This window comes from Alloalcanivorax mobilis (assembly GCF_002864685.1).
GTDB classification, from domain to species: Bacteria; Pseudomonadota; Gammaproteobacteria; order Pseudomonadales; family Alcanivoracaceae; genus Alloalcanivorax; species Alloalcanivorax mobilis.
The window spans coordinates 20212-40298 of sequence record NZ_NMQZ01000022.1 but is presented as its reverse complement, the minus strand read 5'-3'; the positions used below and the strand labels follow the sequence as shown (position 1 = coordinate 40298).

Annotated in this window: 19 protein-coding genes and 1 pseudogene; 15 read left to right on the top strand and 5 right to left on the bottom strand. The window is 62.4% G+C overall.

The window, feature by feature from the left end; all coding sequences use genetic code 11:
• Positions 1-49 precede the first annotated feature (49 nt).
• Together CGS25_RS12070 and CGS25_RS12065 are read right to left on the bottom strand one after the other, a co-directional pair.
• A complete protein-coding gene (locus tag CGS25_RS12070; protein ID WP_101675616.1) occupies positions 50-1192 on the bottom strand; it encodes an oxygenase MpaB family protein in 1143 nt (380 codons plus the stop codon).
• Between the two features lie 44 nt (positions 1193-1236).
• Positions 1237-2046, bottom strand: a complete 810-nt coding sequence (locus CGS25_RS12065) for an alpha/beta fold hydrolase (protein ID WP_101675615.1) — start codon at positions 2044-2046, stop codon at positions 1237-1239.
• Between the two features lie 60 nt (positions 2047-2106).
• On the opposite strand from CGS25_RS12065, the gene CGS25_RS12060 reads away from it, so the two are divergent.
• The 4 genes from CGS25_RS12060 (at position 2107) to CGS25_RS12045 (ending at position 6646) form a co-directional block, all read left to right on the top strand.
• Positions 2107-3537, top strand: coding sequence for an ABC1 kinase family protein (locus CGS25_RS12060; RefSeq protein ID WP_101675614.1), 1431 nt, complete (start codon positions 2107-2109; stop codon positions 3535-3537).
• A 212-nt stretch (positions 3538-3749) separates the two neighbouring features.
• Positions 3750-4985 (top strand): Re/Si-specific NAD(P)(+) transhydrogenase subunit alpha, encoded by a 1236-nt coding sequence (locus CGS25_RS12055; protein ID WP_408608728.1) that lies wholly within the window; start codon positions 3750-3752, stop codon positions 4983-4985.
• Positions 4985-5260: an NAD(P) transhydrogenase subunit alpha gene (locus tag CGS25_RS12050; protein WP_089032000.1), complete on the top strand. Its 276-nt coding sequence runs from the start codon at positions 4985-4987 to the stop codon at positions 5258-5260. The genes CGS25_RS12055 and CGS25_RS12050 overlap by 1 nt, the downstream gene beginning before the upstream one ends.
• Positions 5261-5263: 3 nt before the next feature.
• Entirely contained in the window at positions 5264-6646 is a 1383-nt protein-coding gene (locus CGS25_RS12045; protein WP_089032001.1) for an NAD(P)(+) transhydrogenase (Re/Si-specific) subunit beta, read from the top strand.
• Positions 6647-6777: 131 nt separating this feature from the next.
• On the opposite strand, the gene thpR is transcribed toward CGS25_RS12045, so the two are convergent.
• Positions 6778-7302, bottom strand: a complete 525-nt coding sequence (thpR, locus tag CGS25_RS12040; RefSeq protein ID WP_101675613.1) for an RNA 2',3'-cyclic phosphodiesterase — start codon at positions 7300-7302, stop codon at positions 6778-6780.
• Positions 7303-7373: 71 nt separating this feature from the next.
• Between thpR and rimO the strand changes: the two are divergent.
• From rimO to CGS25_RS12010, 6 genes and pseudogenes are all read left to right on the top strand, one after another.
• Positions 7374-7541, top strand: a pseudogene (rimO, locus tag CGS25_RS12035) (30S ribosomal protein S12 methylthiotransferase RimO); the annotation flags it as partial.
• A gap of 47 nt (positions 7542-7588) precedes the next feature.
• Positions 7589-8437 carry a DMT family transporter gene (locus CGS25_RS12030; RefSeq protein WP_089032003.1) on the top strand — a complete coding sequence of 283 codons (849 nt, stop codon included), beginning with the start codon at positions 7589-7591 and terminating at the stop codon, positions 8435-8437.
• 144 nt (positions 8438-8581) lie between these two features.
• The gene (locus CGS25_RS12025; RefSeq protein ID WP_101675612.1) at positions 8582-9544 is read left to right on the top strand and encodes an alpha/beta fold hydrolase; all 963 of its coding nucleotides are present in this window, start codon (positions 8582-8584) and stop codon (positions 9542-9544) included.
• A 79-nt stretch (positions 9545-9623) separates the two neighbouring features.
• Positions 9624-10277 carry a class I SAM-dependent methyltransferase gene (locus CGS25_RS12020; RefSeq protein ID WP_101675611.1) on the top strand — a complete coding sequence of 218 codons (654 nt, stop codon included), beginning with the start codon at positions 9624-9626 and terminating at the stop codon, positions 10275-10277.
• A gap of 107 nt (positions 10278-10384) precedes the next feature.
• A complete protein-coding gene (gene lon, locus CGS25_RS12015; protein WP_101675610.1) occupies positions 10385-12766 on the top strand; it encodes an endopeptidase La in 2382 nt (793 codons plus the stop codon).
• The gene (locus CGS25_RS12010) at positions 12750-13460 is read left to right on the top strand and encodes a pseudouridine synthase (protein ID WP_332872160.1); all 711 of its coding nucleotides are present in this window, start codon (positions 12750-12752) and stop codon (positions 13458-13460) included. The genes lon and CGS25_RS12010 overlap by 17 nt, the downstream gene beginning before the upstream one ends.
• 67 nt (positions 13461-13527) lie before the next feature.
• Here CGS25_RS12010 and CGS25_RS12005 read toward each other — a convergent pair whose 3' ends face one another.
• Complete coding sequence (locus CGS25_RS12005) at positions 13528-13851, bottom strand: SET domain-containing protein (protein ID WP_089032008.1); 324 nt, start codon at positions 13849-13851, stop codon at positions 13528-13530.
• A gap of 144 nt (positions 13852-13995) precedes the next feature.
• Here CGS25_RS12005 and CGS25_RS12000 point away from each other — a divergent pair, with 144 nt between their 5' ends.
• Both CGS25_RS12000 and CGS25_RS11995 read left to right on the top strand, forming a co-directional pair.
• Positions 13996-15660 carry an ABC1 kinase family protein gene (locus tag CGS25_RS12000; RefSeq protein ID WP_089032009.1) on the top strand — a complete coding sequence of 555 codons (1665 nt, stop codon included), beginning with the start codon at positions 13996-13998 and terminating at the stop codon, positions 15658-15660.
• A 32-nt stretch (positions 15661-15692) separates the two neighbouring features.
• The gene (locus CGS25_RS11995) at positions 15693-16475 is read left to right on the top strand and encodes a M48 family metallopeptidase (RefSeq protein WP_089032010.1); all 783 of its coding nucleotides are present in this window, start codon (positions 15693-15695) and stop codon (positions 16473-16475) included.
• Positions 16476-16535: 60 nt separating this feature from the next.
• Here CGS25_RS11995 and nfuA read toward each other — a convergent pair whose 3' ends face one another.
• Positions 16536-17129, bottom strand: coding sequence for a Fe-S biogenesis protein NfuA (gene nfuA / locus CGS25_RS11990; protein WP_089032011.1), 594 nt, complete (start codon positions 17127-17129; stop codon positions 16536-16538).
• 268 nt (positions 17130-17397) lie between these two features.
• Between nfuA and CGS25_RS11985 the strand changes: the two genes are divergently transcribed.
• From CGS25_RS11985 to CGS25_RS11975, 3 genes are all read left to right on the top strand, one after another.
• The gene (locus CGS25_RS11985; RefSeq protein WP_089032012.1) at positions 17398-17625 is read left to right on the top strand and encodes a DUF2970 domain-containing protein; all 228 of its coding nucleotides are present in this window, start codon (positions 17398-17400) and stop codon (positions 17623-17625) included.
• A 167-nt stretch (positions 17626-17792) separates the two neighbouring features.
• A complete protein-coding gene (locus tag CGS25_RS11980; protein ID WP_101675608.1) occupies positions 17793-19442 on the top strand; it encodes a nitrite/sulfite reductase in 1650 nt (549 codons plus the stop codon).
• Positions 19435-19962 carry a DUF934 domain-containing protein gene (locus tag CGS25_RS11975; RefSeq protein ID WP_101675607.1) on the top strand — a complete coding sequence of 176 codons (528 nt, stop codon included), beginning with the start codon at positions 19435-19437 and terminating at the stop codon, positions 19960-19962. The genes CGS25_RS11980 and CGS25_RS11975 overlap by 8 nt, the downstream gene beginning before the upstream one ends.
• The last annotated feature ends 125 nt before the right edge of the window (positions 19963-20087 follow it).

Below are 20087 nucleotides of genomic sequence, written 5' to 3'. Positions count from 1 at the left end.
AATCCTGTTGGCTCGCCCGTTTGCCGTGCTTTGCCCTTCGATGGCGGCGTCAGGCCATTGCCTTGAATCCCCAGCGGGCCGGTGTTTTGCCCAGGCCCACGTTCAGCGTGCGCCGCCCAAGGCCATGGTTGATGTCTTCCAGGCGTCGTTTGGCGCGTTCCGGCAGCAGCCGTTGCCCCAGGCTGGCCACGCCCAGGGTGGCCCTGAGCATGCGCACCGCCGCCGCCGAAGAGACCCGGTTGTGAATGCGCAGATCATCGGCCATGGCATCGCCAATTAAGAAACGGCTGATCGCCAGCAGCACATCGTAGGGAAGGTGAAACGGAGGCTTGTTGGCCATGTCGCGGAGCAGCGCCTTGGCCAGCGCTTCGCTGTCGGCGGTGGGTTCATAGAGGTGGGAGGTCAGTTGCAGCGCCAGAATTTCCTGCTCTTCGATGGTGGCCGTCAGCAGGGCTTCGTCCACGCCGAGAAGATAGCCGGCATAGCGCCAGAAATAATGCATCGCCTCGTGCTCACGGCGGCTTATATACAGGCCCAGTCGCCGTAAGCCTCGCACCACCATGTAATCGAACTCCAGCACGGTGCCGGCCATGTCTTCCTGGTTGATCGGCAGGTCATAGAGATCGCTGTTCCAGCGGCCGCTGTCGTCAAGATGACGGCGCACAGCGGCGTGCAGCAGTCGCACTTCCATCAGGGTGCGGTGGCCAAGACCGCCCGGGCGCAGCCCCTCGGGCGCGGCGATGTTGTGCAGCATCTGGCCGGTTTCATAGATGCGCCGGGAAACGTCTTCCTGCAGACGCCCGGTGGCCACCAGCACCTGGCTGGGTTTGTTGTGGGCGTAGCCTTCCACCAGGCTCGAACACATCAGCACCAGCCCCTGCAAGGCGCCATGGCGGCGGTACATACGCCGCCCCAGGTCCATCGCCTGGAAATCCACCCAGGCCGGCACGCTGTGGCAGTGTTCGAGAAAATCGCGGTAAACGCCGCCCTGCTCCACCGCGCGCCGTTCCACCTCGTCCAATAAGCCGGAGGGCCGGCGAAACGAAATCGACGCCAGGCAGGCATCCGCCAGCGGGTCCTGCACTTGGCGCCAGCGCTGCAGATTGGGGTGGCTGTAACGATCAAACCAGATGCGCTCGCGCGGGTTGCGCGGCCCCAGGGTAAGGCGGCGTTGTTCCTCGGGGGTGGCCATTGATGTTCTCCGGCGGTCAGCGCAACGGGTCGGTTTTCATGAAGCTAGGCGAGACGCTTGGAGCCGTCAACCGGAGACATTTGGCCCTGCTCTGTCCACCAGCGGAGCAGGGTTCGCGCCAGCCATTCCGGGGCGTCCAGCGACAGGTCGTGGCCGCCGTCCGGGTGCGCCAGCAACGGCTGTTGCCAGTGGCGTGCCAGGTCCCGGGAGCAATCCGGGTGGACCAGGCGGTCGCCGGCGCCGTTGATCACCAGCACCGGCACCGCCGGTGGCAGCGCCACTGGCGCCCGGAAGCGCAGCGCCGCCCATAATTGCCGCACCGTGTTGGCGGCGCTGACCGGCCGCAGCCGATCCACCTCGGTGAACCGCTCGGCCAGGCGCTCGCGTTGTTCCGGGTTGAGCAGGTTGGTACTGATGCGCAGAATCATCCGCTCGCGGCGCAAACGGTCACGGCCCAACAGCCCCTGGAACACGATGCTCGCATAGTTCATCGGCCGCAGCCGCTTCCAGAACGGGCTGAAGCGCGCGGCGCTGGAATTGATCAACGCCACCGCTTCGATCTCGTCGGGGTGGTTGCAAAGCCACTGCACGGCCACCATCCCTCCCAGGGACAGCGCCACCAGACGCAGTGGCCCACGGATGCCCCGTTCACGCACCTGCTGGCGCGCGGCGTCGACCATGGCGTCAACCCGCGCCGGGCTGGGCTGTGCATGCAATTGCCCGTTGCCGGGCAGGTCCAGGCAGACAATCCGGTGGCCGCTGCCGAGGGCGTGAGCAAAGCGCTCGGGAAAGTCATCCCAATGGGCCTGCTCGCGCACCAGGCCGCGCAGCAGAATCCAGGTGGTGCCGGCCATACATCGATCCCCAAATCAGCTAGAATGCAGGGCGTTCAGCTGCCCTTCGCGCGAGGAACTATGGCACGAAAAACCGTTAAACGGGTAAAAACAGGCTCACTGGAACGTCGCTTTTCCATGGCCCGCGCCGGCTTTCTGGCCGGGGCGCGCTACGCGACCTCCAGCGCCGGAAGTCTGTTCGCCTCGGCTGACCAGCGCGAACAGCGGCAGCGGCAAAATCTGTCCCTGCGCGCTCGTGAACTGGTGGATGAACTGGGCCAGTTAAAGGGATCGGTGGTGAAGATCGGCCAGATGATGGCCCTGTTTGGCGAGCACTTTTTGCCCGAGGAAGTGACCGCCGCTTTGCACACCCTGGAAAACAACACCACGGCACTGGAATGGAGCGCCGTGGAGAAGCATCTGCGCAAGCAGCTCGGCGCCGTCAAATTGCGTGAGCTTGAGGTCAACCCGGAACCCCTGGGCGCCGCCAGCCTCGGCCAGGTGCACCGTGCGCGGCGCAAAAGCGACGGTCGCGAGCTGGTACTCAAGATTCAGTACCCGGGTGTCGCCGATGCCATCGACTCCGATATGCGCGCGCTGGTGCGGCTGCTCAAACTCAGCCGCCTGGTGCCGATCACCGAACAGTTCAATCAATGGCTCAACGAAGTCCGCGACATGCTCGGCAGAGAGGTGGATTACGATCTTGAGGCGCACACCACCCGGCATTTCCGTGAGGCGCTCAAGGACGATCCGCGTTTCGTGGTGCCGGAAGTGTTTGGCGAGTATTCCACCCACAACATTCTTTGCCTCTCCTACGAAGAAGGCGTGCACATCAGCGACCCGTCGGTGGTGTCGTTGAGCCAGGAGCGCCGCAATTTTCTCGGCCGCGCGATCATGGAACTGTGCTGCCGGGAGGTGTTCGAGTGGAACAAGATGCAGACCGATCCGAATTTCGGCAACTATCTGCTGCGGGTCGGCGACGACGGCAAGGACCACATAGTGCTGCTCGATTTCGGCGCCATCCGTGATTTCGATGACCAGGTGCTGGGCCCGGGCCGCGAGATGATCCGTGCCTCCTGGTATCATGACAGTGATCGGCTGCAACGGGCCATGCGAGCGTTGGAGTTTCTCTCCGGTGATGTGCCCAAGCGTTTGCTGGACGACTTCGCGGCGCTGTGTTTCGAGGCCATCGAAGCCCTTCAGGACCCGGACCGGTTCCCGCCTCCGGACGCGGTGATCAATGAGCGTGGTGAATACCTGTGGGGGGAAAGCGATCTGCCCAACCGGGTTATGAATCGGGCCAGCCGCACTGCTCTGTCGGTGCATTTCGATGTGCCACCGAAGGAGTTTATTTTTCTGTTTCGCAAACTGCTGGGGGCTTACACATTTTTACACGTGATCCGCGCGAAAGTTCGTGGAAACACCATTCTGGAGCCGTTCGTGCACATGCGCGAGGAAGAGGATCAGCAACGGGTTGCTCAAAAAATAGGCGCCAAGACGGAAAAAACATGATCATTTCGATCATTTATTGACCATTTATCAGTTCAATAACCATTTCTTATTTGCCAAGTTCGCAACTCCACCATATGGTTAGCACCCTGCTCTGCGGCCGGTTAAAAGTCTGTACGTTTGTACAGTCTCTATAAACCGGCCGTTTTTCGAGGTCCCCCGAAAAAACGGCTGCACTCAGCCGCTTTGGGGGCCCGTATTTACGAACCATACAAATGGGGGTAACGCAGGTGATTATCGGTGTTCCCAAGGAAATCTGCCCCGGTGAGGAGCGCGTCGCACTGACGCCCGCCAACGTCGGTGTGCTGCTGAAAAAAGAAGGCCTGGAAATTCTCATTGAGCGCGGTGCGGGCGAAGCCGCCGGCTTTACCGATGCCGAATACGAGAAGGCCGGCGCTAAACTGGCCGGTCGGGACGACCTCTTCTCTTCCGCTCAAGCTATCCTCCAAGTTCAGACCCCGGGTAGCAATACGACCAATGGCGATAAAGACCTGGACAGCCTCAAGGCGGGACAGTTCCTTATTGGCATGACCGATCCGCTGGCCAATGCCGCGTTCGCGCAAACCCTTGCCGAGCGTAAGGTCACCGGTCTGGCGTTGGAACTGGTGCCGCGCATCACTCGCGCGCAGTCCATGGACGTGCTTTCTTCCATGGCCATGATCGCCGGTTATAAGTGCGTGTTGCTGGCCGCCAGTGCCTCACCCCGTATGTTCCCGATGAACATGACCGCGGCCGGCACCCTGAACGCCTCCCGGGTGTTCGTGATGGGCGCTGGCGTGGCCGGGCTTCAGGCCTGCGCCACCGCCAAGCGTCTGGGTGCCATCGTCGAAGCCTACGACGTGCGCCCCGCCGCCCGTGAACAGATTCTGTCGGTGGGCGCCAAGCCCGTGGAGCTGGATCTGGACACCGGTGAAGCGGAAGGCAGCGGCGGCTACGCCAAGGCCCAGGGCGAGGATTTCCTCAAACGTCAGCGTGAGCTGATGACCGAGGTGATCCGCGAGATGGATGTGGTGATCACCACCGCCGCGGTACCCGGCGCCAAGAGCCCGATCCTGGTCACCGCCGACATGGTCAAGGCGATGAAACCCGGTTCCGTGGTGGTCGATCTGGCCGCCGAGCGCGGAGGCAACTGCGAGCTCACCCAGGCCGGTGAAACCATCGTCGAACATGGCGTGACCATTATCGGCCCCACCAACGTGCCCTCCACGGTGGCGTTCCATGCCAGCCAGATGTTCGGCAAGAACATGGAAAACCTGCTTAAGCTGCTGCTGGACGACAACGGTGACCTGCAACTGGACTTTGAAGACCAGATCGTCGCCGAAACCGTTATCAGCCACGATGGCGATGTGCCGCAAGCGCGCCTGCGCGAAATGCTGGGCCTGCCGGAAATCAAGAAAGCCGAACCCGAAGCCGACACCAGCGAAGCCGGTGCCGGGGAGGAGGAGAAGTAATGGATTTCGTAGCGCAACTTACTCTCTTTGTGTTGGCGATCTTCCTGGGTGTGGAACTGATCACCAAGGTGCCGCCGACTCTGCATACGCCGTTGATGTCCGGTTCCAACGCGATCTCCGGCATTACCCTGGTAGGCGCGCTGATCGCCGCCGGTTCCAATGACAGCGTTCTGGTCCAGGTACTGGGTTTCATCGCTGTGGTCCTCGCGACCATCAACGTGGTTGGCGGCTTTATGGTCACCAATCGAATGCTGGCGATGTTCAAGAGGAAGTAACCGATGAATCTTTCCCAGAACTGGATCGATATCGCCTACTTGATCGCCGCCGTACTGTTCGTTCTCGGCATCAAGGGCCTGACCAAACCGAAAACCGCGGTACGCGGCAATCTGTTGGCCGCCACCGGCATGGGCGTGGCCTGCGTGATCACCCTGCTCCACCACGACATCGTTTCCTACGGCACCATCATCGCCGGTGTGGTCATCGGTGGCGTGATCGGCGCCGTGATGGCGAAAAAAGTACAGATGACCTCCATGCCGCAAATGGTGGCCCTGCTCAACGGTTTCGGTGGCGGTGCCTCGTTCGCCGTGGCGGCGGCCGAGTTCTATCGCGGCGGTTACCCCGACACGGTTGGCATTATCGCCGCGGGCCTGGCGGTGCTGATCGGCGCGGTCACCCTGACCGGCTCGCTGGTGGCGTTCGCCAAGCTGCAGGAACTGATCGACGGCAAGCCGTTGGGGTTCCCGGGCATGAAGGCGGTCAACGCCGTACTGCTGCTCGGCTCCCTGCTGGCGATTGCCGTACTGGTGCAGAACCCCGGCGCCCACGGCATTTTCTGGGCCATGGCGGTGGCTGCCCTGGTGCTGGGCGTGCTGCTGGTGATCCCGATCGGCGGCGCCGACATGCCGGTGGTGATCTCCCTGCTCAACGCCTACTCCGGGGTGGCCGCGTCCGCCGCCGGTTTCGTGATGGGCAACAGCGCTCTGATCATCACCGGTTCCCTGGTGGGCGCGTCGGGCCTGATCCTCACCCAGATCATGTGTAAGGCGATGAACCGCTCTCTCACCAACGTGCTGTTCGGCGTGATGGCCGAAGGCGGCTCGGTGATGGACCAGGACGAAGTCTACGAAGGCAAGATCAAATCCACCTCCGCCGAGGAAGTGGCGATGCTGCTGGAAACCGCCCAACGCGTGGTGATCGTGCCCGGCTTCGGTCTCGCCATGGCACAGGCGCAGCATGCGGTGCGTGATCTGGCCGATACCCTGGAAGCGAAAGGGGTGGAAGTGGAGTATGCGATCCATCCGGTGGCGGGTCGTATGCCCGGTCACATGAACGTCCTGTTGGCGGAGGCGGAAGTGTCCTATGACAAGCTCAAGGACATGGACGCCATCAACCCGACCTTCGAACAGACCGACGTGGCCATTGTCCTGGGCGCCAACGACGTCACCAACCCGATGGCCCGCGAAGACAAAGGCAGCCCGATCTACGGCATGCCGATTCTCAACGTGGACAAAGCCAGAACCGTGGTGGTGGTGAAGCGCTCCTTGAGCCCCGGTTTCGCCGGTTTGCCCAACCCGCTGTTCGCCATGGACAACACCCTGATGTTGTTCGGCGACGGCAAAGGCGCGGTGGTCGACATCAACGCGGCCCTCAAGGAAGGCTGACCGAACCGGTCAACCCGACCTGGCAAGCCCGCGCAAGCAGGCCTGCACCGACAAAGCCCTGGCCATTGGCCGGGGCTTTGTCGTTTTCGGGCAGGTGTTCAGGGCGGTGCGGGCGACGGCGGCTGAGGATCTCATGCCGGGTGGAGGTGGCCAGCACCGAGCGGAAACACCGCCAGCGGGCGGTAGGCCTGCCCGGCGCCGGGGCTTTCATAAAAGATCACTTCCCGCACCGGCATGGTCCAGGGGCCGGGCAGCGGCGTGGCGGTGAGGGGCGCCCTGCCCCGCCCCAGGGTGACGTGGGGCGCGAAGTCGTGCTGGTCCGCCGGCACGCCAGCGTGATCCAGCACCCCACGCACCGCCCGGTGAAGGGCGAGCAGCGGCGCTTCGGCGAGCGCTCTGGCCGCCCAGATCGGGCCACCGTGGTCCGGAAACGCCATCACCGAGGCGAGAGTCAGGGTAAAAGGCGTCAGTGGCGCGACGGCTGCCTGCAGGTCGGGCCACAGGTGTTTCGCGCCGGTCTCGTTCTGGTCACCGAGAAACGCCAGGGTGAGATGGTAGTCAGCCAGCGGCACCGGCCGCACCCCGGCTGGCATCGGCAGGCTCCGCAGACGCCGCGCCGTCGCATCGGTGACATTGAGGCCGATAAAACAACGCATCGACGGGTTCGCTCCATGGTCAGGCCGGGACACTGGCGGTAGAATGCCGCACCCTGAGTTCGAGGTGGCGTATGTCCGGAAAAGTTGGCTTTAGCAGCCTGGGTTGTCCGAAGGCGCGGGTGGACTCCGAGCGCATTCTTACCCAGTTGCGCCCCGAAGGTTACCAGGTCACCGCCCGTTATGATGACGCCGACGTGGTGGTGGTCAACACCTGCGGTTTTATCGACGACGCCAAGGCCGGCGTTCATGATCTCTGGGCACGCCCGCTGACCGCGCGGTCGGAGCCTTGAAGGCGGATCAGCCCCTCAAAGGCGCCCTGCTGCTGATTCTCGGCGAGGGCTTGCTGGCGGTGATGGCGGCGCTGATCAAGCACCTGTCGGAAACGCTGCCCACCGAGACCATCGTGTTCGGCCGCAATCTGGTGGGCCTGGTGGTGTTGATTCCGGTGCTGATGGTCAGCGGTGGCATCCGCGACCTGGGCACCCGCCATCTGCGTCTGCATTTCGTGCGCGGCTTTACCGGCGTCGCCGCCATGTTCTGTTTTTTCTATACCATCGGCCACATTCAGCTGGCGGAAGCGGTACTGGTGAAAATGACCGTGCCGTTCTTTCTACCGCTGGTCGCCTGGTTGTGGCTGCGCGAAGGCCTGAGCCCGCGTACCGCGCTGGCCATCCTGCTGGGTTTTGTCGGCGTTGGAATCATCATGCGCGCCGATCGCGGTGTGATCGAGCCGGTCATGTTGGTGGCGCTGGCCGGCGCCGCCATCATGAGTGTCGCCAAGGTGAGCATTCGCCGCATGGCGGTCAGCGAGCCGCCGCATCGGGTGGTGTTCTACTTTTCCCTGTTCGCGACGCTGTTTTCCGCGTTGTCACTGCTCTGGCACCGTGACCTGCCTTCACTGGAACAAATGTTGTGGCTGCTGGCGATCGGCTCGGTGGCGATCGCCGGTCAGTTCGCCATGACCACCGCCTATCAAATCGCCCGCCCCGGCCAGGTTGGCGTGTACAACTACGCAGCGGTGATCTGGGCGGCGTTCATGGGATGGCTGTTCTGGGGCGAAACCCTGGCGCTTTCCACCCTGCTGGGCACCTTGCTGGTGATCGGCGCCGGCGTCTGGAACCTGAAGAGTCGCTAGGGAGCCTTGAAGTTTTACCTATTTTGTCCTCTTGGGCCGTATTGGCGCCGCGCCCGTTCCCTGAAAAGCCGCTACAGTGATGAGCAAAGGCGGTTTTCAAGCCGATAAGCAACAACAATCAAAAGCCATGAAGAGGGACATTTCATGCATTCAAAAACAATACGCGTTTTTTTGCTTTGCGCGACACTGCTGCTGCTGGGCGGTTGCGACGGCATGCGCCAGTGGGCCTATCACAATGGCATGGGTTTCGAGAAATGGCGGGCCGGCCTGCACGACCAGACCCTCGACACCGATGACGGCATCAGCTGGCACCTGCTGCGCTCCAAGGCGCCGGATGACGTGCCCACGGTGCTGCTGATTCACGGGTTTGGCGCGGATTCCAGCAATTGGATTCATTTCGCCAACGAGCTTGAGGGTGAATACGGCTTTGTGATTCCGGACATGCCCGGCCACGGCCAGAGCACCCGGCGCACGGACATGAACTACGGCATCAGCGAACAGGCCGAGCGGCTGTTCACACTGATGGACACCCTGGGTGTTAAGCGCTTCCACGTTGCCGGCAACTCGGTGGGCGGTGCCATCGCCATTGAGATGGCGCGCCGCCAACCGCAACGGATCGTGTCGTTGGGGCTGGTGGATTCCGCCGGCCTGACCCTGGAAACCCCGGAATTTCTCAATACCATCGAACGCAGCGCCGGCAACCCGCTGATTCCACACACCGCCGAGGAATTTCATGAAACCCTGGATTGGGCCAGTGAGCAGTCCGTGGGCGTGCCGGGCTTTGTGATTACCGCCATGGGCGAGGAAAAAGCGGCCAACGCCGAGGTGGCGGAAAAAGTGTGGCAGGACATCAATCTCGACCCGGCCATGCGCTTGCGCGGTCGCGGCGTGTTGCCGGAGGTGAAGACCCCGGCGCTGGTGATCTGGGGCCGCAAGGACCGGCTGCTCAGTCTGGAGAACGTGGACGGTTTCAAGCGCGAGCTGCCCGATGTGCGCGCCATCATCTTCGATGACGTGGGCCATGTGCCGATGGCGGAAGCGCCGGAGAAAACCGCCGACGCCTTTCGCGCCTTCTGGCAGGAGGTGGACGGCGACCAGGACCAATAAGCACAACGGTGCCGGCGGCGCTTGAACCCGCCGCCCGGCGCCCGTAATGTCTTCTTTTTTTAGCCGCCCGGAAACCCAGATGAGCGCTTCTTCCATCCCCGTGATCCGTCGGGGAGAACCCCACACTCTCAGTACTCGCGGCATTACTCTGCTGCGTGCCGGGCACCGCGAAGTCCGCCGCCTCAAGCGTGAGCACATTCCTTCGATCCACGGCAATAAAGTGTGGAACTCCAGCTTTCTGATCATGGATGAACTGAACCGCACCCGCGCCGGGCTGGGGCTGGGCGCGGATACCCATCTGATGGACATCGGTTGCGGTTGGGGGCCATTGTCGATCTATGTGGCCAAGCGCTTCGGTGCGCGGGTCACCGCGGTGGACGCGGATCAGGATGTATTCCCCTACCTTGAGTTGCACGCCGCCATCAACCGGGTGGAAGTGACGCCATTGCGCTGCCGGTTCGAAAAGCTGACCCGCCAGCGTCTGGACGGCGTGGACGTGATCACCGGCGCCGACATCTGCTTCTGGGATGAACTGACCCCGGTGTTGTACAACCTGATCCGCCGGGCCCTTGGCCAGGGCGTGCGCCGCATCATCATTGCCGATCCTGGCCGTTCACCGTTTTACGCCCTGGCCGAGCGTTGCCAGGCCCATCTTAATGCGCGTCTGGTGGAGCGCCGTACCCAAACACCGAAAGCACTCAGCGCCGAGTTGTTGATCATAGACCGGGATTGAAAATGTGATCCCGGGCACCATCTTGCTGTCTGTGTCCGTTTTCTTTCGCCGTGCATTTTTCCGGCGGCCGGGCACTTGAATCCCCGCTTACTCAGCGAGTCGAGATCATGAGTCAGGACGATAATCAGACCATCGAACAAGCTTCCACTCCGCAGGGCGCCCTGGCGCTGCCCGATCAGAACCTGCCGCAACGGGTTTATCTGATTCCGGTGCGCCACCGGCCGTTCATGCCCGGCCTGGTGCAACCCCTGTTGCTGGACCCTGAGCAGTGGCAGAGCACCCTGGAGCGCGTCGGTCAGACTCCCCATCACGCGCTCGGGCTGGTCTACATCGGCGACCGCGACCCGGATCAGGTCAGCACCGAGGACTTTCCGGCGTTCGGGTGTCTGGTGAAGGTGCACGCGGTGAACATGGAGCAGAACCAGATTCAAGTGGTTGCCCAGGGGCTCGCCCGCTTCCGCATCGAAGGTTTCATGAGCCGTAAACGGCCGGTCATGGCGGAAGTCAGCTACCCGGAATCCAAGGACCAGATGGATGATAATCTGCGCGCCTACGCGATGGCGATCACCAATACCATCAAGGAACTGCTGCCGCTTAACCCGCTGTACAACGAAGGTCTGAAGCATTACCTGCAGAATTTCTCCCCCCGCGACCCGTCGCCGCTCACCGATTTCGCCGCCGCGCTGACCAGCGCCGAAGGCGACGAGCTGCAAAAGATACTCGAGACCGTGCCGCTCAAGGCGCGCATGGAGCGGGTGCTGACGCTGGTCAAGAAAGAGGTGGAGGTCGCGCGTCTGCAGAATCAGATCCGCGACGAGGTGAACGAAAAGATCAACAAGCATCAGCGCGAGTTTTTCCTTAAGGAGCAGCTTAAGGTGATCCAGCGCGAACTGGGGTTGGAGAAAGACGACCGCACCGCCGACGCCGACGAATTCGTGGAGCGCATGGCGGCGCTGGCGCCGCCACCGGCGGTGCAAAAGCGCTTCGATGAGGAGCTGCGCAAGTTCAAGGTATTGGAAAGCGGATCGCCCGAATACGCGGTGACCCGCAATTACCTGGATTGGCTCACCAGCGTGCCCTGGGGCCGCTACTCCGACGACAACCTGGACCTCAAACACGCGCGCACGGTACTGAGCGAGCATCACAGCGGCCTGTCCGACGTCAAGGACCGGATCATCGAGTTTCTGGCGGTCGGCTCGCTGCGCGGCGAAGTGAAAGGCTCGATCATTCTGCTGGTCGGCCCTCCCGGGGTCGGTAAGACCAGCATCGGCCGCTCCATCGCCGAGGCGCTGGGCCGTAAGTTCTACCGTTTCAGCCTTGGCGGCATGCGCGACGAGGCGGAAATCAAGGGCCACCGGCGCACCTACATTGGCGCCCTGCCCGGCAAGTTCACCCAGGCACTCAAGGAAGCCGGCACCGCCAACCCGGTGATCATGCTCGACGAGATCGACAAGCTCGGCCAGTCGTTCCAGGGCGACCCGGCCTCGGCATTGCTCGAGGTACTCGATCCGGAGCAGAACCAGGATTTTCTCGACCATTATCTGGATGAGCGGCTCGATCTCAGCCATTGCCTGTTCGTGTGCACCGCCAACACTCTGGATTCGATCCCCGGCCCGTTGCTTGATCGCATGGAGATGATCCGCCTGAGCGGCTACATCACCGAAGAGAAAGTCGAGATCGCCCGCAACCACCTGTGGCCACGGGCGCTGGAACGCGCCGGCGTGAAGCCCTCGCAACTGAAGATCAGTGACAGCGCGTTGCGGCAGATCGCCGAGGGCTACGCCCGCGAAGCCGGCGTGCGCAACCTGGAAAAGCAGCTCAACAAGATCATCCGCAAGGCGGCGGTCCGCTTGCTCTCGGGCGAGCAGAAACTGAGCGTCACTGGCAAGAATCTCACCGAGTTTCTCGGCCAGCCGTATTTCCAGAAAGAACGCACCCAGCGTGGTATCGGCGTGGTCACCGGCCTGGCGTGGACGTCCATGGGCGGCGCGACTCTGTCCATCGAGGCCAGCCAGGTGCACGCCCAGCGGCGTGGTTTCAAGCAGACCGGCCAGCTTGGTGACGTGATGAAGGAATCCGCTGAGATCGCCTACAGTTATGTGGCCAGCCATCTGCCCGAATTCGGCGGCAGCGGCGACTGGTTCGACGAATCGTTCGTGCATTTGCACGTTCCCGAAGGCGCCACCCCCAAGGATGGCCCCAGCGCCGGTGTCACCATGGCCACCGCGCTGGTGTCGCTGGCCACCGGCAAACGCCTGCCTCGTAAGCTGGCGATGACCGGCGAACTGACGCTGACCGGACAGGTTCTGGCGGTGGGTGGCATTCGCGAGAAAATCATCGCCGCGCGCCGCGCCGGCCTGCGCGAAGTATTGCTGCCCAAGGCCTGCGAGCGCGATTACCAGGAATTGCCGGAGTACATCAAACAGGGTATGACCGTGCACTTCGCCGCGCACTACAGCGATGTCCACCGCATTGTCTGGGGAGAATGACGCGGGCGCCCGGCGCCTGACCCGCGCCGAACAGCCCGAGCACTATATCGTGCCGGTATGCCCGGACCCGGTGACGCCTATTTATCAGGACAGCGACATTCTGGTGATCAGCAAGCCCGCCTTCCTGCTGAGCGTGCCCGGCCGTGCGCCGGAAAATAAGGATTGCGTGATTCGCCGGCTGGCCCGCGACCATGAGGACGTGCGCCTGGTGCACCGGCTTGATCTGGACACCTCGGGGATCATGGTGTTCGCCCTCAATCGGGCGGCGCAAAGCCAACTCAGCCGTGCGTTCCAGCGCCGGCAGGTGGCCAAGGAATACCAGGCGGTGGTGGCGGGCCTGGTGGGCGAGGATCACGGTGAAGTCGCCCTGCCACTGATCGCCGACTGGCCCAAACGGCCACTGCAAAAAGTGTGTTTCGAAACCGGCAAACCGGCCCTCACCCGCTTTCAGGTGCTGGGACGCGATTCACGTGGCGATACCAGCCGCTTACGGCTTCGCCCGGTGACTGGACGCAGCCACCAATTGCGGATTCATTGCCGCGAGCTGGGCCACCCGATACTCGGCTGTGATCTGTACGCGCCGGCGGACATCCTCAATCGCAGTGATCGCCTGCTGCTGCACGCGCACCGACTGGCCTTCAATCATCCGCGCACCGGCCTGTGGCGGGAGTTCGTTTCAGCGGTGCCCTTCTAGGGAATCGTTGAAACCCGTTGCGCTTCGGGCCGCGCTCTTCGCGGCACGCTACGGTTTTAGAGGCTTCCTAAGCCCATTCTTCCCCGTAATCGTGCAGCAACTCCTGGCCGGCTTTGATCCGTTTCAGGGCCACCACGGTGAGGTCGTCGTAGTAGGCGACATTGGGTTTTTTGCCGTGGTTGATAAAGCGCAGATCGCAAAGCACCCGATAACGCTCCTCGCCCTGATCGTCGATCCACAGCACATAGGGGCCGTTGCCCTTGGCCGGCTGGGTTTTCACCCGGCCCAGCAGGGTCTCGCGGGGAATGTCGGCGCGGGCGAATAAACCGCGACCGTGGATCGGGCTGTTGCGCACTTCCACCAGATCGTCGCGCAGAAAAGGTTTGCTCATCTCGGCTCCGTGCTTGCAGTGGTGATCGGGGCCGTGGCATCTTGCCAGAAAAGCCGCCCGGACGCATGGCATGGGTTTCGCCCTCTTCCGTTTGATCGCCGCCGTTTTTTCCGCCCGCCAACGTCACCCGCACGGAGTTCGGGCATGAGCCTGTTGCACACCGGTAAGGATCTGCGCCGCCTCAATCAAGTGGCCGGCATTCTGCTGAAATACGGTTTCACTGATGTGCTCCGGCGGGTCGGGTTGGCGACGCCGGTGGAGCAAGCCGGCCGCCTGATGCGTCATGGCGGCGAGAGCCGTTTTCTGCGCATGGGCACCGCCGAGCGGTTGCGCCATGCCCTGGAGGAAATGGGCCCCACCTACGTGAAACTCGGCCAGTTGCTGGCCACCCGGGTGGATCTGTTTCCGCCGGACTGGATCGCCGAGTTCGAGCAACTCCAGGACCGCGCCACCGCCCTGCCCTTCGCGGCGCTGCGTCCGGGGCTGGAAGCCACCCTTGGCGAGCCACTGAACCGGTTGTTCTCGTACGTGGATGAAACGCCGGTGGGCGTGGCCTCGATTGGCCAGGTGCACGCGGCGATTACCCTTACCGGCCAGCGCGTGGTCCTGAAAATTCGCAAGCCCGGCATCGCCGCCATGATCGAATCGGATCTGCGCCTGCTCGATCAACTCGCCAAGCTGGCCTCGGACAATTCCGTGGAGCTGCGCCGTTACCGGCCGGTGGAGCTGGTGCGCGAATTTCGCCGCTCGCTGATGCGCGAACTGGATTTCACCATCGAGGCGCGCAACGCCAGCCGCATTCGCAAGAACCTGCGCGGCTTTAAGTGGCTGATCGTGCCCCGGGTGATCTGGCAGTACAGCAGCGACAGCCTGCAGGTGCAGGAGCGCATCGAGGGCATTCCGGCACGGGCACTGGGGCAGTTGGACGCCGCCGGCCTGGATCGCGCCCTGATCGCTCGCCGTGGCGCCACCCTGGCCTGGAAGATGGCCCTCGAAGACGGTTTTTTCCACGCCGACCCGCACCCTGGCAATTTTCTGATCCTGCCTGGCAACCGCATCGCCATGCTCGATTTCGGCATGGTCGGCAAACTCAGCGATGGTCGCCGCGAGCAGATCGTGCGGCTGGTGCGCGCCATCATCACCCGCGAGCCGGAACAGGGCGCCGCCGTGCTCTCGGCCTGGTCCGATGGCCAGCCGGTGAACTTTGAGCAACTGGTGGCGGACGTGGAAGACGTGATCTCCCGGTATTACGGCCTGCCACTGGCGGAACTGGACATCAGCGCGCTGATTGGCGACATCACCGCTCTGGTGCGCAACCACGGGCTGGTGCTGCCCAGCGACATTGCTCTGTTGCTGAAGACATTGATTACCCTGGAGGGGTTCGGCCGGCTGCTGAACCCGGGGTTCGATCTGATCGAGGAGGCCCGGCCGCTGATGCAGCGCCTGGTGCGCCACCGCTATTCGCCGCGCCGTCTGGCCCGCAATCTGGGCCTGCGGGCGCTGGACGTGGTGGACCGCGCCTACGCACCGCCGGACCCGCCCGGCGCGGTGCGTCCCGGTGCCGACAGCGGCCTGGACCCGCGTCACCTGGAAAGGCTGGTGGCCAGGCTGGAACGGGGCCAATATCGTCAGATCCAGGCGCTGCTGGTGATCAGTGGCATCCTCAGCGGCACCATTTTACTCGCCGCCCGGGTGCCGCCGGCGCCGTGGGGCATCTCCGCGCTGGGTGTGCTGGTACTATTGGGGGCCGGCGTCTGGTCCACCTGGCTGTTGTGGGTCAGCCGGCGCCACCTGCGTGAATGGGAATAACGAAACACAGGGAACCGAGGAGTCCGATTTTAATGAAACGCATGCTGTTAACGCCGCTCACGGTGCTGATATTGACCGCCTGTGCCACCTCGCCGCTGGGTCGCCACCAGTTCCTGCTGCTGCCGGAATCGGAAATGGATCAGATGGGGGTCACCGCCTACGCACAGATGAAGGAGGAACAGCCTACCGTTTCCGGTACGTCGCAAAGTCGTTATGTGCAGTGCGTGGCGGATGCCATCACCGCCGTGGTCGACGACGGCCAGACCTGGGAAGTAACCGTGTTCAAGGACGACACCGCCAACGCCTTCGCTTTGCCGGGCGGCAAGATCGGCGTGCATACCGGCCTGCTTAAAGTGGCCAAGAATCAGGATCAGTTGGCGGCGGTGCTCGGCCACGAAGTGGGCCATGTGATCGCCCATCACTCCAACGAGCGCATGTCGTTGCAATACGCCACCCAGACCGGCGCCCAATTGCTGGCCGCCCTGGCCGGCTCCGAGAGCGGCGAGAAATCCACCCTGTTCGCCTTGCTCGGCGTGGGCACGCAATACGGCATCGCGCTGCCGTTCAGCCGCAAGCACGAATCCGAGGCTGACGTGATCGGTCTGCAGTTAATGGCGGAAGCGGGCTTCAACCCGGAACAGAGCGTGGCGTTGTGGCGGAACATGGCGCAGGCCAATGGCAACAGCCCGCCGGAATTCCTTTCCACCCACCCCTCCAACGAGAGCCGCATCAAGGGCCTTGAGGCCAACATGCCCAAGGCGCAGGGGTTGTATCAGCAAGCGAAAACGGCCGGTAAACGGCCAAGTTGCGGTTGATCAGCTGCAAGCTGCAGGCTACAAAATGTAGCTTGTAGCTTGCGGCTTGTAGCAATCTTCTCAGCTGTAGTAGGCGTTTTCGGTAACGGTGTGGTCGGTCTTGTCGCGGACTCCGGTCAGTTCCGGCAGGCGTTCCTTAAGCGTGCGCTCAACGCCGTCGCGCAGGGTCACATCAACCACCGAACACCCCTGGCAACCGCCGCCAAACTCCAGCACCGCCACATTGTCCTCGGTCAGTTCCAGTAACTGAACGTTGCCACCGTGGGAGGCCAGGTTGGGGTTGATCTCGGCGTACAGGATATAGTTGATGCGTTCTTCCAGGGAGGCATCGGGGCTGATGTCGGGCACCCGGGACTTGGGTGCGCGGAAGGTAAGCTGGCCGCCCATGGAATCCTTCTTGTAATCGATCACCGCGTCTTCCAGGTAGCGAACGCTTTTGCCTTCGATCCAGGCGTGAAAGCCTTCGTAGTCGAAGCGCACATCGTCGTCTTCCTGCTCGCCATCCGGGCAATAAGCCATGCAGCACTCGGCGTGAGGGGTACCCGGGCGCTCCACGAAAATACGTACGCCGATGTTGTCCTGGTCTTGACGGGAGAGCAGATCCCGCAGGTAATCCTGGGCTGAATCGGTGATGCTGATCAGTGTTTCGCTCATTCCAGTTCCTGGTTGGGGCTTTCCTGACTATTTTAGTCAGGTATTGCCCGGTTGCAATGGGCGAAATCAATCGCTGCGACAGCCCGCGCCACGCCACCGCCGGAAATGCTCCCGGTGGGAGGCCCGGCGCCGGGAAAAGCGCCAGAGAGGTTTTTCTTTGCCGCGCCGGCCACTATCATGCAGCCCTGTCCGGAAGCGGCCCCGCCGGGCAAGCGCAACCACAATGCGTGGGTTCAACGCGAATTGACGTGTGAGAGGCATGATCGCTATGAGCGACAAAGACGACGAACAAGGCCAGAAACCGGGTTTTATCCATGTCCTGCAAAGCTCGCTGGCGGCGCTGTTTGGTGTTCAGAGCAGCGCCAACCGGGAGCGTGATTTCAAAAAAGGACGCGCCGGCGATTACATCGGCGTGTTCGCGATCATGGTGATCGCCGTGGTGATTACCATGATCGTGGTGGTGAGCATGGTGATCAACTCGGCGGGCACGCCCTGACCCAGCACCTTGTCGCGGTGTGAAAACGCGCCCCTTTATCACGGGATACACTAGGGATATAGCAATATATTTCTTTTAAGTATAAGCCGCGTTTGCTACATTTCCCGCCGATCCTCCTTATAAAGGTGATTAGCCTTTATAAATCAATGAATTAGCGACGGTGCAACATGTACGTCTATCAGGATTACGACCAAAGACTTCTGCAAGAGCGGGTCGCCCAGTATCGCGATCAGACCCGCCGCTATCTGGCCGGCGAGCTCAGCGAAGACGAGTTCCTGGCCTTGCGCCTGCAGAACGGCCTCTATATTCAGCGTTATGCGCCGATGCTGCGCATTTCGGTGCCCTACGGCATGCTCGCCAGCCAGCAGTTGCGTACTCTGGCCAATGTGGTGCGCGAATACGACAAAGGCTTTTGCCATGTCAGCACCCGCCAGAACATTCAACTGAACTGGCCGGAGTTGGAGGACGTACCGGACATCCTCGAGCAGCTCGCCGGTGTGCAGATGCACGCTATCCAGACCAGCGGCAATTGCATCCGCAATATCACCACCGACGAGCTGGCTGGCGTCAATCCGAAAGAGATTGAAGACCCCCGCCCGTGGTGCGAAATCATCCGTCAGTGGGCCACCTTCAACCCCGAGTTCGCCTACCTGCCCCGTAAATTCAAGATCGCCGTGAACTCGGTGCCCGACGCCGACCCGGCGCTGATTGGCGTGCACGACATCGGTGTTCAGGTGCTGCACGACAGCAACGGTGAAACCGGCTTCCAGGTATGGGCCGGTGGTGGCCTGGGCCGCACGCCGATGACCGGCGCCGTGATTGGCGAATTCGTGCCGTGGCAGGATCTGCTGCCCTACCTGGAGTCGATCCTGAGGGTCTACAACAAGTACGGCAACCGGGACAACAAGTTCAAGGCGCGCATCAAGATCCTGGTCAAGGCACTGGGACCGGAGAAATATCGTGAATTGGTGGAGGCGGAGTTCGCCGAGCTGAAAGGCGGCGCCATGACCCTCACCGAAGAGGAAGTGGCGCGCATCAAGAACTGCTTCCAGACCCCCGAATACCGCTCCGGGGTGGACAGCACCGCGCTGCAGAGCGCGCTGGACGAGAATCGGGCGTTCAACCGCTGGTTCCACACCAACACCCGCGCGCACAAGCAGGCCGGTTATCGGGCCGTGGTGCTGACCCTGAAAAAGACCGGGCGGGTGCCCGGCGACGTCAGCGACGAGCAGCTCGACGCGATCGCCGACCTGGCGGACCGCTACAGCTTCGGCGAGGCGCGCAACACCCACCAGCAGAACATGGTGCTGGCCGATGTTGCCGCCGATCAACTCTTTGAGGTGTGGCAGCAACTGGACGCGCTCGGCTTCGCCACCCCCAACCTGGGGCTGATCACCGACATCGTCGCCTGCCCCGGCGGTGACCTGTGCTCGCTGGCGAACGCCAAATCCATTCCCATCGCCGAGGGCATTCAGCGTCGCTTCGACGACATGGATTTCGTGCACGACCTGGGGCCGCTGGACGTCAATATTTCCGGCTGCATGAACGCCTGTGGCCATCACCACATCGGCCACATCGGCATTCTCGGCGTCGACAAAAAAGGCAAGGAGTTCTATCAGATCACCCTGGGTGGACGGGGCGATAAGCTCTCTCACATCGGTGAGAAGATGGGCCCCTCCTTCGAGGCCGACGAAGTGACCGGGGTGATCGATAAAATCATCCGGCTTTATGTGGACAACCGCTTGGAAAACGAACCGTTCATCGATACCTACGAGCGCATCGGTATGGACCCGTTCAAGGAGGCGGTCTATGGGTAAGCTGATTCTCGACGGTGAGATCGTCGACAACCAATGGCAGCGCTTCGATGCCGGACAACTGGAACAGGAAAGCCTGCCCGACAGCGGCGCGGTGATCGTGCCGCTGGCCTACTGGAAGGAGCACAAGGCGGCCCTGCTGGAACGCAGCGACCCGGTGGGCGTTTGCCTGGAACCCGGCGAAGAACCGGTCGATCTGGCCGAGGATCTGGCCGCCCTGCCCCTGGTGGCGATCCACTTCCCGGCCTTCAAGGACGGCCGTGGCTACTCCTACGCCCGTGAACTGCGCACCCGCTACGGCTTCACCGGTGAGGTGCGCGCGGTTGGCGACGTGCTCCAGGACCAGCTCTTCTACATGCACCGGGTTGGCTTCAACGCTTTCGAAGTGCGCGCTGACCGGGATATCGAACAAGCCCTTAACAATGGCCTGCGCCCGTTCACCGTGACTTACCAGGCGGACGTTCACGACAACCGCCCGATCTATCGGCGCCGGCATGAGTTGGAAGAGGTGTCTGACGTCTGACGTCTGACGTCTGACGTCGGACGTCTGACGCTCAACAACCCGCCACTCAAAGTCTGGCGCCAGGTGAGATCCGTTCGCGTAGTCGCAAGGCTCTAAACAACGGCTTTTGACCTTGGCGTCGGACA